The organism is Variovorax sp. FG153 (assembly GCF_057809595.1).
In genome coordinates this window covers 1-12,845 of the sequence record NZ_JBMDKG010000031.1, presented here as the reverse complement: position 1 = coordinate 12,845, position 12,845 = coordinate 1, and the positions used below count along the sequence as shown (strand labels likewise).

The following is a 12,845-nucleotide window of genomic DNA, read 5'->3' as shown; positions in this document are numbered from 1 at the left end:
TGGCTGCCGTCCTCACGAATGGCAAACCAACCCATCCTTCAACAAGGTGATCTCGAACTGCAGATTCCCCGCACGCGCCCCCCGCGCCTGCGCGAGCGTGCCGTCGGCGCGCCAGCGGCGCAGCGCGGCGGCGATGTAGTCGCGCGACACGGCGTCGCCGGCGGCGAGCCGCACGGCCGCGTCGGCCGGCGCGCGCAGGTCCCGCGCCACCGGCTTGTAGAAGCGCCATTCCTCGTTGCCCATCAGCCGCTCTAGCACCTGCGCGTCTTCGGCCAGCGCCGCGCATTCGCCGGCCATGAAGGCCGAGGCCGCATGCACGGCCGAGGGATAGCTGCGCGGCTGCGCGCCATAGCGCAGCGCCACCGCGCCGGCATAGCCCGAGCCTTCGCCGACGCAGACCGAGGCGCCGCGCAGCGCCTTTTCGTCCTGCACCCGGCCGCGGCGCAGCGCGACCACCTGGCCGCGGCCGGTGTCGTAGCTGCCGGGCGCGGCGTCGATGCCGGCGCCGCCTGCATCGTCGCGTGCGTCCCGTGTGGGCACACCGGCCACCAGCAGGTCGACACGGCCATCGCGCAGCGCCTCGTCGCGCTCGTTGGGCGCGAGGCCGACCAGCACGGCCTTCACGCCCAGCGAGGCCGCGAGCTCGCGTGCCAGCGTGGCATCGAAGGCATCGGGTTCGGGCGGCGTGGGCGAGCCGGGCGGGGCGGGGCGCGGATAGCGCCGCACGCCGACGACCAGTTCGCCGCGCGCGATCGCGCGCGCGAGCACCGGGCCCTTGGGCAGTTGATTCAGCGGCGTGGCCAGCGCGGGCACGGCCAGCGGCGGCAGCCATGCGAGCCAGGTCGCGGGGCCCGACAAGCCACGCTCGCGCGGCGCGTTGTCGGCATTCGGCCAGGCACCGCCCGCGGCGGCCAGCGCGGCGACCACCGCGAGCACCGGCCCGGCCGCGACCAGGCTGGGCCAGCGGCCGATGCCGTCGAGCAGGCCGGCCACGGCCGAGGAGGCAGAGGAAGAAGGGGGGCGCGGGTTCTCACTCATCGAGGCTCAACCCGCGCCGCCAGCGCAGCAGCCGGCGCTCGAGCAGCGCCAGCAGGTAATTCAGCAGCAGCCCGAGCACCGCCAGCAGCAGGATGCCGGCGTACATGGTCGGGATCTGGAAGGTCTCCTGCGAATTGAGCGTGAGGAAGCCCAGCCCCGAGTGCGCGCCGATCATCTCGGCCGCCACCAGCGCCGTGATGCTGTAGGCGCCCGCGAGCCGCACGCCGGTGAAGATCGAGGGCAGCGAGGCCGGCAGCACCACCTTGAAGAAGACGAAGCGGCGCGAGGCGCCCATCGACAGCGCGGAGTTCACGAGCAGCCGGTCGACCTGCTTCACGCCGCTCACGGTGCTCAGCAGCACCGGCCAGAACGAGGCCCAGAAGATGATCGCCACCTTCGACAGCTCGCCGATGCCGAGGAACAGGATGAAGACCGGGAACAGCGCGAAGGCCGAGGTCTGGCGGAACAGCTGCAGCACGGGATCGACGATGGCCGCGAGCCGGCGGAAGCCGCCGATCAGCAGGCCCAGCAGCACGCCCGCGCCGCTCGCGAGCACCAGGCCCCAGAGCGAGCGCTGCAGGCTCGCGGCCACGTGCTTCCAGAGCTGGCCGTTGTCGAGCAGCTGGCCGATGCTCGCGAGCACGGCCGAGGGCGGGCTCAGGTAGGCATCGCTCACGATGCCCAGGCGCGGCAGCGCTTCCCACAGCGCGAGGAACAGCACGATGCCGGCGGCGCGTTCGGCGAAGCGGCCCGCGAACCGGGCGAAGCGCGCCAGCGTGCGGCGCGGCGCGGGCGCGGCGGGCGCGCCTTCGAGCACGGCGCTCACGAGACCACTCCTTCGAGGGAACGCGGCTTCAGGCCGACCTGCACCTCGTCCTTCAGCACCTCCCAGGCGCGCTGGCGCAGGGCCGCGAACTCGCTCGAATGGCGCAGTTCGGCCGAGCGCGGCCGCGCGAGCGGGATGTCGATGATCGCCTTGACGCGGCCGGGCCGCTGCGTCATCACGGCCACGCGGTCGGACAGGTAGACCGCCTCCTCGAGGCTGTGCGTGATGAAGACGATGGTCTTGCGGTACTGCTCCCAGATGCGCAGCAGCTCGCCCTGCAGGATCTCGCGCGTCTGCGCATCGAGCGCGGCGAAGGGCTCGTCCATCAGCAGCACGTCGGGTCGGTAGGCCAGCGAGCGCGCGATCGCCACGCGCTGCTTCATGCCGCCCGAGATCTCGTGCGGATAGCGTTCGCCGAAGCCGTGCAGGCCCACGAGCTCGAGGTATTCCTGCGCGGTGCGGCGGCGCGCGGCCTTGCCGATGCCGCGGATTTCGAGGCCCACCGCGATGTTGTCGAGCACCGTGAGCCAAGGGAACAGCGCATAGCCCTGGAACACCACGCCCTGGTTGCGGTGCACGCCCGCGACCGGCTGGCCGTCGATGGCGATGCGCCCGCCGGTGCGCTCGGTGAGCCCGGCCAGGATGCCGAGGAAGGTCGACTTGCCGCAGCCCGAGGGGCCGAGCACCGAGAGGAACTCGCCCTCGCGCACGTCGAGATCGAAGCCCTCGAGCACGCGCACGCGCTCGCTCGCGCCGCGCGCCGCGTAGTCCATGCGCACGTCGCGCGCCGAGATCTTGATGCCGCTCATGCGCGCGCCGCTCAGGTCTTCGCCGCGGCGGGCTGCGAGGGCGCCTGCGCGTAGGGGTTGAACTCGTTGGTGTAGACGTCCTTCACCGCCACCTTGCCGGCCGGAATCTTGCCCTCGGACTGCAGGATGTCGACGTAGTACTCGATCGGCGGCTCGGTCACCACCAGGTCCTCGACGTAGGCGTAGCGGTCCACGTTCCGCAGGTCCATGTTGATGCGCTTGGCGACCAGCTTGCGCGCTTCCTCTGGATTCGCATTGACCCAGTTGCCGGCCTTGGCCAGCGCCGTCACCACGTCGCGCACCGCCTCGGGATGCTCGCGGATGAAGCGGCCGTGCGCGCTGTAGGGCGCCATGCCGCCGAGGCCGCCGTCGAGATCGAAGTCGCTCCACAGCCGCACCAGCGCGTCGGCATGGTCGGCGCGGCCCGAGAAGGGCGCATGGATGATCGCGAGGTCGGTGTTGCGCGTGACCAGCGTCTGCTCGGCCTGCTCGTCGGGCACCACCACGAAGTTGATCTTGTTCACGTCCACGCCCTGCTGGCGCAGGTACTTCTTGGTCACGAACTCGGCGCAGGCGCCGAAGCTGTTGAAGCCGATGGTCTTGCCCTCGAGGTCCTTGGGCTTGAGGATGCCCGAGTCCTTGCGAACGAAGTACTTCATGTGCGGGGCTTCCTGCAGCGTCTTGCCGCCGGCCGCCACCACCTTGAGGTCGGCGCCCGAGGCGATGGCCGAGATCACCAGCGGCACCATGCGGCTGCCGAAATCGATCTCGCCGGTGCCCACGAGCGGAATGATCTGCGGCGCCGCGATCTTGCCCACGTACTGCGGCCGCGTGTTCGTGCCCTCGAAGTAGCCGAGCTGGTCGGCCAGGTAGATCAGGTCGAACGAGGGGTTGTCGGGGTACTTGAACGCGACCTTGTCGCCGGTCTTCCTGACGATGGCCGGCGCGTCGGCCGAAGCGGATTTCGCCTCGTCGCGCGAGCAGCCCACGAGCGCGGCCGCGCCGAGCCCGCCGAGGCTGCCCACCGTGCCCAGCGAGACGAGGGTTTGCAGCAGGCCGCGGCGCGAGGGCGCGCGCAGTGCGTTGGTGGTGGATTCGCGGGAGGGGGAGAGCTTCTCGATGGACATGGCGACCGACAGCGGAACTGCCTCTGAACAGGGATGGCCGATGCTAGGAAGCGGTCGGTGCCGGACCAACGAAGAAATCCATGCATGGATATGCGGGGAGTGGGGAAGCCCCTTTTCGCCTCCGGGCTCGATCGATCAGCCGGCCTCGCGCGGCGGCCGTTGCGCGCGGGCACTGGCGAGCCTCGTCCTCGCCAGTGCCAGGTGAGCGATCAGGAAAGGGAGGGGCATCAGGTAGACGCTCCAGTTGCTCCTGATCGCCTGCTGCAGCGGCGTGAGTTCGATCAGGTGCGGGTAGGCGGCCGCCCGTGCGATGGAGATCGCGTAGTAGGCACAGCAGACATACACCCTGGTGGCTGCGAACAGTCCGTTCAAGACGACGATGTAGATGCTGGATAGCCTTCTGTCACCAGCCACCAGACCGAACGCGAAGCTGTATGCCGCCACTTGAAGGAGCGAAATGCCAAGGATGAGGGGCCACCAGCCGCGCGCGTCCACGCTGAAGTGACAGGCGATGGCTGTTTCGACGATGGCGCCGATCGAAAGGATGGCCAGCGGCAGAGCGACGTTGCGATATCTCATGGTGGGGCGGTTGTACCGGCTGGCGTGCTCGCACCGCGGATCGCGCTGTTGAAGTATCGATTTCCAGCACCGAGGGTCGCAGCGACGGCTCGAACCGAGGTGCCCTGGATTGCTTGCGAAAATGCGGCATGCACAGCCTTCTCGCTGCCGACCCGGCAGCCGTTTCTTCCGCCCCCGACCCCCTCGCACTCCAGACGCTGCTCGAGCAACGCGGCTCGACCCGTGGCTTTACCGACCAGCCCCTGCCCGAGGGCTGCCTCGAGCAGCTCCTGGTCCAGGCGCGCCGTGCCCCCAGCGGCGCGAACCTGCAGCCCGGCGAGTTCGTCTCGCTCGAAGGCGATGCCCGCGCGCGCCTGAGCGCGGCGCTGGTGGGCGCATTCCGCAACGGCGAGCAGGAAGCCGAGGACTACGGCTACTTCCCGCGCCCGATGCCCCACAGCCTGCGCCGGCGCCAGGTCGCGGCGGCGCAGGCGCTCTATGGCGCGCTGGGCGCGGCACGCGAGGACCGGGCCGCGCGCGATGCGCAGTTCGAGCGCAACTTCCGTTTCTTCGATGCGCCGGTGGCGTTGCTGGTGCTGATCGATGCGCGCATGGGCAGCGGTTGCTACATGGACCTGGGCATGTGCCTGTTCGGTCTGATGATGGCCGCGAGCGCGCAGGGCATCGGCAGTTGCGCCATCGGCGCGATCGCGTCCTATCCGGGCCTGGTGCGTTCGACGCTGGGGCTGGGCGATGAGCACCACATCGTCTGCGGCCTGGCGCTGGGCTATGCCGATCCGCGGGCGCCCGAGAACGCGGTGCGGACCGCGCGGCGGCCGCTCGATGACTTCTTTCGCGTGATGCGCTAGCTGCTGGAGCCTAGAGCCGCTGCACCAGCCCCGCCGCGCCCAGGCCACCCGCGCCGGCAATCGCCGCGAGGCCGTGCGCGCCCGATGGGGCATCGTGCTGCATGTCGGCGAGCAGGCGCACCAGGCTGACCGCGCCCGAGGCGCCGATCGGATGCCCGCGGCCCAGGCCGCCGCCGCCGCGGTTCAGGCGCGAGGGCTGCAAACCCAAGGCCTGGATGAAAGACAGCGCCTGCACGGCGAAGGCCTCGTGCAGCTCGGCGCCCCACAGCGCGTCCGCATCGAGGCCGGCACGGCGCAGCAGCGCTTCGGCGGCGGTGGAGGCGCCGAGCATCGGCATCTCCGGTGCCACGCCGATCGAGGTGCCGCCCAGCCAATGGAACCGCGGCGCGATCTTCAGCGCGGCCGCGGCCTGCGGCGTGGCGAGCAGCACGAAGGCGGCGCCGTCGGCGCGCGGTGCGATCGCGAGGCGGCTGACGGCCATCTCCTGAGCAACAGCCGGGTCGGACAGCGTGTCGGCGACGGCCTCGATCGGCATGCGGGCCATGCGCGAGGCCGTGAGTTCGCGCGCATAGCTGTCGTGCGTGGCATCGCCGATGGGCACGATCTCCTGCGACATGCGTTCGCGCCATGCGAGCGCCTTCGCATGGCTTTGGGCCGCGAACTCATCCTGCCGCGCGCGACCGATCGAATGCAGCGCGGCATGGCGCGCGGCGGCGAGCAGCAGGTCGGGATCGCGCGCCGGGTCGGGCGCGAAGGCGGGGCGGTCGTAGGGCACGGGCGCCTCGCCGGCATCGCGCGGGCGATGCTGGCGGATGGGAGCGCGGCTCCAGGCCTCGACGCCGCCGGCGATCGCGATGGCGGCATTGCCGCTGGCCAGCAGGCCGGCGGCCAGGGTCAGGGCATCGAGGCCCGCGCAGCACTGGGTATCGACCGACAGCGCGGCGACGCGGTCCGGCAGGCCGGCGGCCAGCGCGACCATGCGCGCGGGATTGCCGCCCGCGCCGAGTGCGTTGCCGGCGACGACCGCATCGACCGCCTGCGCCGGAACGCCGGAGCGCGCCAGCAAGGCCCGCAGCACCGGCGCGCCGATCTCGTGCGCCGCCAGCGCGCCGAGCGCACCGCCGACCGGCACCACCGGGCTGCGGGCCCAGCCGAGGATCACGGGCGGATTCACAGCCGTTCCCACGGCGCCGCCGATGTGTCGGCCAGTCGCCGCGCAAGGGCCGCGTGATCCGTCTTGCCGCTCGGCGTGCGAGGCCAGGCGTCGACGCGGTAGAAGCGCCGGGGCAGCTTGAAGGGCTCGAGCCGGTCACGGCACCAGGCCTGCAGTTCCTCGCGCGAGAGCGGTGCCGACAGCGCCAGCAGGGCCACGGCCTCCATGCCGCGCAGCGGATGCGGCAACCCCTGGATCGACGCGGCCGCGATGTCCGGATGCCCGGCCAGCACGTTCTCGACTTCCTCGGGGAACAGGTTCTTGCCTTGCACGAGCAGCATGCGCTGCTGCCGGCCGACCAGGTGCAGGAAACCGTCCTCGTCCACATGGCCCATGTCGCGCACCGAGAGCCAGTCGCCGTCGCGCAGCACGGCGGTGCCGTCTTCCTCGGCCGTCAGCGTCACGTAGTCGCTGAACACCATCGGGCTGCGCACGTAGATCAGTCCGGGCAAGGGCGGCTCGATCCTGAGTTCGACGTTGGCGAAGGGCCGGCCGACCACGTCGTCGGGCAGGGCCTCGTCGCTGTCGGCCCAGGCGATGAACGAGGTTTCCGAGGCGCCATAGAACTCGACGATGCGTGCCTCGGGAAACAGCGCGCGCAGCGCGGCGGTGCGCGCGCGCGGCCAGGGGGCGCCGCTGATCATCACGAGGCGCGTGCCGGTCACGGGCGGCATGCCATGGCGCTGCGCATGCTCGAGCATCAGCAGCAGCTGGCTGGGCACCGCGACCAGGCTGCCCGCGAGGCCGCGCCGCAGCGTGTCGAGCGCGGCGGCGGCCGAGAACTGGCGCTGCAGGCGCATGCCCGCGCCGGTCCACAGGCCCAGCAGCGCGCCGAACAGGAACAGCGAATGCGAGAGCCGGCCCGGTACCAGCACGGTGGTGCCGGTGGCGGGGCCGAAGCTCCGGACGCAGATCTCGAAGCTGTGGGTCCACGATCCGTGCGTGCGCCGGAAGCCCTTGGGCACGCCGGTGCTGCCCGAGGTGAAGCCGATGTAGAAGGGGGTGTTCGCGTGCGCTTCCTCGATGCCGGAGGCCGCGCCCAGGTGCCGCGCCATGCGCGCCTGCACCTTGTCTCGGACGGCCTCGGGCCAGTCGGGATCGCCGACGGCCGCGGTGCGGTTGCTCGCGAGGATCGCGAGGAAGCTCGCGAGCTGGTCGGCCGGCGATGCGCTCGCGCTGGCCCAGGCGACCGTCGGCGTGGCCGCGGCGTCGAGCGCGGCGGCTTGCGTCGCGACGCGGGCCGCGAGCGCGGCGAAACTCAGTCGCGTGTGGCCGTCGTCGAGCGCGAGGGCATCGGGCGTGTGCCGCGCCCACCAGGCGAGCGGCGCGTGGACGGTCCGGAAATCGGGCGCCGGACCGGTCATCAGTCGCGATCGAGCCGCCAGCTCGGCAGGCCGCGTGCCACGGTCTGCACCACCAGCGCGCAGACCACGCATTTGACGAGGTCGCCCGGTACGAAGACCAGGCTCGCGAGCGCTGCCTTCTGCAGCGGCAGGTGAGCCACCAGCGACAGGCCCGCGATGCCGAACAGGTAGACCACGACGATGCCGCCGATGAACGAGGCGGCCAGCGCCGCGGCGAACAGGGCGCGTCCGCGCGCGGCGGCGAAGCGCCGCATGACCCAGCCGCACACGAAGGCGCCGAACAGCCAGCCCACGAGGAAGCCGGCGGAAGGCGTCACGAACGCGCCCGGACCGCCCCGGCCACCGGACAGCAGCGGCAGGCCGAGCGCCACGCCCACGAGCAGCAGCGCCACCGCGAGAAAACCGCGGCGCGGGCCGAGCAGGCAGCCGGCGAGCATCACGCCGAGCGTCTGCAGCGTGATCGGCACGCCCAGGGCCAGGTCGATGCGCGGAACGGCGCCCAGGGCGGCGATCAGCGCGGCGAAGAGCGCGACGTAGGACAGCGTGCGGGAGGAGGTGATCGGGGTGGAGGTGGACATGGAAATGGGATGTCGGGGAAGGTCGTGCCACGGGCCGTGGCCCTGGCTTCCTTGCGTGGCGGACGGGCCGCGGGTGGCTGGGCCTTCACTGCCTGCACGGGGGGCGGGCAGGAGGCGTCCGAGAGCGTAACACCGTCGCCGCCAGGCCCGCGCTGGTACCCTGTCCGTCCGACTTCAGACTCAGGCGCGAGGAGGCGCCGCCCCATGAAACAACAGATCTCGCGGCTCTCGCCGCATCAGAACGGCAAGGTGTTCGGCGTCATGATGGCGGTCACCTCGCTGGTGTTCATCGTGCCCTTCGCGCTGCTGTTCGCGCTGGTCCAGCCGGCCGGCAAGAGCGGGCCGTCGATCCTGGTCCTGCTGCTCGCGCCGGTGATGTACCTGGTCTTCGCCTACTGCGCGGTGGCCATCGGCTGCCTGATCTACAACTTCCTGCAGAGGTTCGTCGGCGGCATCGAGTTCGAGACCTCGACCGACCTCAACGCGCGATAACGGCTCGGGCGGCCCCGGCAGCCGCACACGGGCGTCAGGCCTTGTCGGCCTCCGACTTCTTGTCGATCGCCGCCTGCAGCTCCCTGGCATAGGCCAGGAGCTGGTCGCGCATCGCATCGGCGCCCTGCAGCAGCGCGTCCGACGTGGGCTGGCCCAGCAGGATGCCCGCCTGCTGGTTGCCGAAGCGCTCCATCCGGTCGAACAGCAGCCTGGGATTCGGGTGCGAGGACATCAGGGCCAGGCAGAAGCTCTTGAGCGCGGCCACTTGTCCCTGGAGGTAGTCGAGGCGTTCTTTGTCGGTCATGGGAGAGGCGTGCGGTTGCAAAGGAGCCGTGGTGGACTCGGGCGGGGACCCCGGGGTTCCGGGTCCGGCGACGGGCCGCATTATGAGCCGCCGGCCGGCATGGCCGGATGACGGGCGCGCCGCCTACGCGAGGCCGCGCCAACTGCTGCCGCACGCGGGCGCGGGGCACACGGAGACTTTGCCGTCCCTTCCCGCAACCCCCCAGCCCGATCACCCACACGCCATGGCCGACACCCCTCACGTTCCGACCCCCCTGACGGTGCTCGAAGGCACCGCGCACCCCCTCGGCGCCACCTTCAACGGCGACGGCGTCAACTTCGCCGTGTTCTCGGCGCATGCCACGCGGGTCGACGTCTGCATCTTCGACGAGGCCGGCACCACGCAGGTCGGCTGCGTCACCCTGCCCGAGTACACCGACGAGATCTGGCACGGCTTCGTGCCCGGCCTGCAACCCGGCGCGCGCTACGGCCTGCGCGTGCACGGTCCCTACGAGCCCGAGAAGGGCCACCGCTTCAACCACCACAAGCTGCTGCTCGATCCCTATGCCAAGGCCTACATGGGCGAGCTCAAGTGGGGCCCCGAGCTGTTCGGCTACACCGTGGGCCATGCCGACGGCGACCTGAGCTTCGACGAGCGCGACAGCGCGCCGCTGGTGCCCAAGTGCGTGGTGGTCGATTCGCGCTTCGAGTGGACGCAGACCGACGCATTGCGCGTGCCCTGGCCCGAGACCGTGTTCTACGAGACCCATGTGCGCGGCTTCACGATGAAGCATCCGCAGGTGCCCGAGCAGTTCCGCGGCACCTTCGCGGGCATGGCGCGCGACGAGGTGCTGGCGCCGATCCGCGCGCTCGGCGTGACCAGCGTGGAGCTGCTGCCGGTGCAGATGTTCCTGAACCAGTCCTCCCTGCTCGAGAAGGGCCTGACCAACTTCTGGGGCTACGACACCATCGGCTTCTTCGCGCTCGACCCGCGCTACATGGACGGGCCGCAGATCGACGAGTTCAAGCACATGGTCGACCGCTTCCATGCGCACGGCCTCGAGGTGATCCTCGACGTGGTCTACAACCACACGCCCGAGGGCAACGAGCTCGGCCCGACGATCTCGTTCAAGGGCATCGACAACGCGAGCTACTACCGCCTGCTGCCCGACACGCCGCGCTACTACATCAACGATACCGGCACCGGCAACACGGTGAACCTCAGCCATCCGCGCGTGCTGCAGATGGTGACCGACAGCCTGCGCTACTGGGTGACCGAGATGCGCGTGGACGGCTTCCGCTTCGACCTCGCGACCATCCTCGCGCGCGAGCCGCACGGTTTCGACGAGGGCGGCGGCTTCCTCAAGAGTTGCCGGCAGGACCCGGTGCTCTCTAGCGTGAAGCTGATCGCCGAGCCCTGGGACATCGGCCCGGGCGGCTACCAGGTCGGCGGCTTCCCGCCGGGCTGGGCCGAGTGGAACGACCAGTTCCGCGACACCGTGCGCGCCTGGTGGAAGGGCGAGGAGGGCATGGCCGGCAAGCTCGCGCAATGCCTCACCGCGAGCGGCGAACGCTTCAACCACCGCGGGCGCCGGCCCTGGGCCAGCGTCAACTTCATCAGCGCGCACGACGGCTTCACGCTGGCCGACACCGTGAGCTACAACGACAAGCACAACGAGGCCAACGGCGAGGACAACCGCGACGGCCATTCGGACAACCGCTCGTGGAACTGCGGCATCGAGGGCCCCACCGACGACGAGGCCGTGCTCGCGCTGCGCGCGCGCCAGCAGCGCAACCTGCTGGCCACGCTGCTGCTGTCGCAGGGCACGCCGATGCTGCTGGCCGGCGACGAGTTCGGCCGCACGCAGCAGGGCAACAACAACGCCTACTGCCAGGACAACGCGATCTCGTGGGTCGACTGGGCCGCGGCCGGCGGCGACGCGGGGCGCGCGCTCGGCGAGTTCGCGGCCCGCCTGCTCGCGTTGCGAAAGGAATTCCCGGTGCTGCGGCGCAACCGCTTCCTGGCCGGCGCCTGGTTCGAGGACATCGGCGCCAAGGACTCGACCTGGTTCACGCCGGCCGGAGAAGAGATGCAGCCCTCGCACTGGGACGATCCGCAGACGCGTTCTTTCGCGCTGCTGCTCGATGGCCGCGCGCCGGTGTCGGCGATTCCGGTGGCGGCGCACGACGCGAGCGTGCTGCTGGTGTTCAACGCCTGGCACGAGGCCGTGCCCTTCACGCTGCCGGCGGCACCCGCCGGCGCGTGGACGCTGGTGCTGGACAGTGCCGATCCCGCCCTGGGCGACGACGCGGCGCGCGGCGACTATCTCGCGACCGGGCGCTCGGTGCTGGTCTTCGCGAGCCGCTGAGTCCGTGACATTCCGGTGACGGAAGGAAGGACCGCGCGCGCCCTCGCGGGGACGCGCGAATAGCACTTCCACGCCCGCGCGGCGCGGTGAAAACCCTCGGTAAAAAAATCGCATCCGGTTGAACTTCCGGCCCGTACTCATCCAGAGCCGACGTTCGCGTCGGACGAGTCGTGCCTGCCAAATCCACCATTTACACCGAGGTGATGCCGATGAGATTCTCCCTACCGCCCGCAAGGGCCTGTGTCCTCGTGCTCAGTGCCGTGACCGCCATGGGTGCCATCGCATCCAGCCACCGGGAGGCACCGTCGATCGCGGGCATGCCCAAGCTCGATGCCACCGACTTCTACATGTTCCGCAGCTACGAAGCCGGCCGCCAGGACTTCGTGACGCTGATCGCCAACTACCAGCCCGACCAGAGCCCGTACGGCGGCCCGAACTACTTCACCATGGACCCGAACGGCCTGTACGAGATCCACCTCGACACCGACGGCAACGCGGTCGAGGACATCACCTTCCAGTTCAGGTTCAAGAACACGCTGCGCGACATCCAGCTGCCGATCGCGGGCAAGCAGGTGTCGATCCCGCTGGTGCAGGCCGGCGGCATCAGCGCGCCGAACCAGGCCACGAGCAACCTGCGCGAGACCTACACGCTGAACATCGTGCGAGGCGACCGCCGCAAGGGCAAGGTGGAGGCCGTGACCAAGGCCGGCGGCGGCACCGAGTTCGACAAGCCCACCGACAACATCGGCGACAAGACCTTCGGCGGGCCGACCGGTTACGCCAGCTATGCGAACCAGCACCTCTACACGGTCAACATCCCGGGCTGCGCCACGCAGGGCCGCGTGTTCGTCGGCCAGCGCAAGGACCCGTTCAGCGTGGCCCTGGGCCAGGTGTTCGACCTGATCAACCTCAATCCGGTGGGCTCGAGCTCGGCCAACCCCGACGCGCTGGCCGGCAAGAACGTGACGACGCTGGCGCTCGAGGTGCCGATCTCGTGCATCACCACCGCCGGCCAGCCGATCGTGGGCGGATGGACCACGGCCAGCGTGCGCCAGGGCCGACTGATCGCCAGCCCGCCCAAGAGCGGCCATGGCACGACCGCGATCAACGGCGGTGCCTGGGCCCAGGTCTCGCGCCTGGGCATGCCGCTGGTCAACGAGGTGGTGATCGGCCTGAAGGACAAGGATCGCTTCAACAGCTCCAAGCCGCAGGACGACGCGCAGTTCGCCGACTACGTGACCAACCCGACCCTGCCGGCGCTGGTACAGACGCTGTTCCAGGCGCCCGCGCCCACGAACTTCCCGCGCACCGACCTGGTCG

13 protein-coding genes are annotated in these 12,845 nt (G+C 70.6%); 4 read left to right on the top strand and 9 right to left on the bottom strand.

What is annotated here, in order from left to right; genetic code table 11:
* Positions 1–12: 12 nt before the first annotated feature.
* From ACODT0_RS27595 to ACODT0_RS27575, 5 genes are all read right to left on the bottom strand, one after another.
* On the bottom strand, positions 13–1,038 hold the full coding sequence (locus ACODT0_RS27595) for a transporter substrate-binding domain-containing protein (protein ID WP_489042796.1): 1,026 nt from the start codon (positions 1,036–1,038) through the stop codon (positions 13–15).
* Positions 1,031–1,864, bottom strand: coding sequence for an ABC transporter permease (locus tag ACODT0_RS27590; protein ID WP_203205593.1), 834 nt, complete (start codon positions 1,862–1,864; stop codon positions 1,031–1,033). Before ACODT0_RS27590 ends, ACODT0_RS27595 begins: the two co-directional genes overlap by 8 nt.
* Positions 1,861–2,673 carry an ABC transporter ATP-binding protein gene (locus tag ACODT0_RS27585; protein ID WP_489042795.1) on the bottom strand — a complete coding sequence of 271 codons (813 nt, stop codon included), beginning with the start codon at positions 2,671–2,673 and terminating at the stop codon, positions 1,861–1,863. Before ACODT0_RS27585 ends, ACODT0_RS27590 begins: the two co-directional genes overlap by 4 nt.
* An 11-nt stretch (positions 2,674–2,684) precedes the next feature.
* Entirely contained in the window at positions 2,685–3,800 is a 1,116-nt protein-coding gene (locus tag ACODT0_RS27580) for an ABC transporter substrate-binding protein (protein WP_489042794.1), read from the bottom strand.
* Between the two features lie 135 nt (positions 3,801–3,935).
* Entirely contained in the window at positions 3,936–4,379 is a 444-nt protein-coding gene (locus ACODT0_RS27575) for a hypothetical protein (protein WP_489042793.1), read from the bottom strand.
* Between the two features lie 128 nt (positions 4,380–4,507).
* Here ACODT0_RS27575 and ACODT0_RS27570 point away from each other — a divergent pair, with 128 nt between their 5' ends.
* On the top strand, positions 4,508–5,227 hold the full coding sequence (locus tag ACODT0_RS27570; RefSeq protein ID WP_489042792.1) for a nitroreductase family protein: 720 nt from the start codon (positions 4,508–4,510) through the stop codon (positions 5,225–5,227).
* Between the two features lie 10 nt (positions 5,228–5,237).
* On the opposite strand, the gene ACODT0_RS27565 is transcribed toward ACODT0_RS27570, so the two are convergent.
* The 3 genes from ACODT0_RS27565 to ACODT0_RS27555 are packed head-to-tail and all read right to left on the bottom strand — an operon-like array spanning position 5,238 to position 8,382.
* The gene (locus ACODT0_RS27565; RefSeq protein ID WP_489042791.1) at positions 5,238–6,401 is read right to left on the bottom strand and encodes an acetyl-CoA C-acyltransferase; all 1,164 of its coding nucleotides are present in this window, start codon (positions 6,399–6,401) and stop codon (positions 5,238–5,240) included.
* Positions 6,398–7,804, bottom strand: coding sequence for an AMP-binding protein (locus tag ACODT0_RS27560; RefSeq protein WP_489042790.1), 1,407 nt, complete (start codon positions 7,802–7,804; stop codon positions 6,398–6,400). The genes ACODT0_RS27565 and ACODT0_RS27560 overlap by 4 nt, the downstream gene beginning before the upstream one ends.
* Positions 7,804–8,382 carry a biotin transporter BioY gene (locus ACODT0_RS27555; RefSeq protein ID WP_057594244.1) on the bottom strand — a complete coding sequence of 193 codons (579 nt, stop codon included), beginning with the start codon at positions 8,380–8,382 and terminating at the stop codon, positions 7,804–7,806. Before ACODT0_RS27555 ends, ACODT0_RS27560 begins: the two co-directional genes overlap by 1 nt.
* 204 nt (positions 8,383–8,586) lie before the next feature.
* On the opposite strand from ACODT0_RS27555, the gene ACODT0_RS27550 reads away from it, so the two are divergent.
* Entirely contained in the window at positions 8,587–8,874 is a 288-nt protein-coding gene (locus ACODT0_RS27550) for a hypothetical protein (protein WP_489042789.1), read from the top strand.
* A 34-nt stretch (positions 8,875–8,908) separates the two neighbouring features.
* Here the strand turns inward: ACODT0_RS27550 and ACODT0_RS27545 are convergent, their stop codons facing one another.
* Complete coding sequence (locus ACODT0_RS27545) at positions 8,909–9,178, bottom strand: hypothetical protein (protein ID WP_057594242.1); 270 nt, start codon at positions 9,176–9,178, stop codon at positions 8,909–8,911.
* Between the two features lie 223 nt (positions 9,179–9,401).
* Between ACODT0_RS27545 and glgX the strand changes: the two genes are divergently transcribed.
* On the top strand, positions 9,402–11,525 hold the full coding sequence (gene glgX, locus ACODT0_RS27540; RefSeq protein WP_489042788.1) for a glycogen debranching protein GlgX: 2,124 nt from the start codon (positions 9,402–9,404) through the stop codon (positions 11,523–11,525).
* A 269-nt stretch (positions 11,526–11,794) separates the two neighbouring features.
* On the top strand, positions 11,795–12,845 hold a 1,051-nt coding region (locus ACODT0_RS27535; RefSeq protein WP_489042787.1), incomplete at its 3' end, for a DUF4331 domain-containing protein.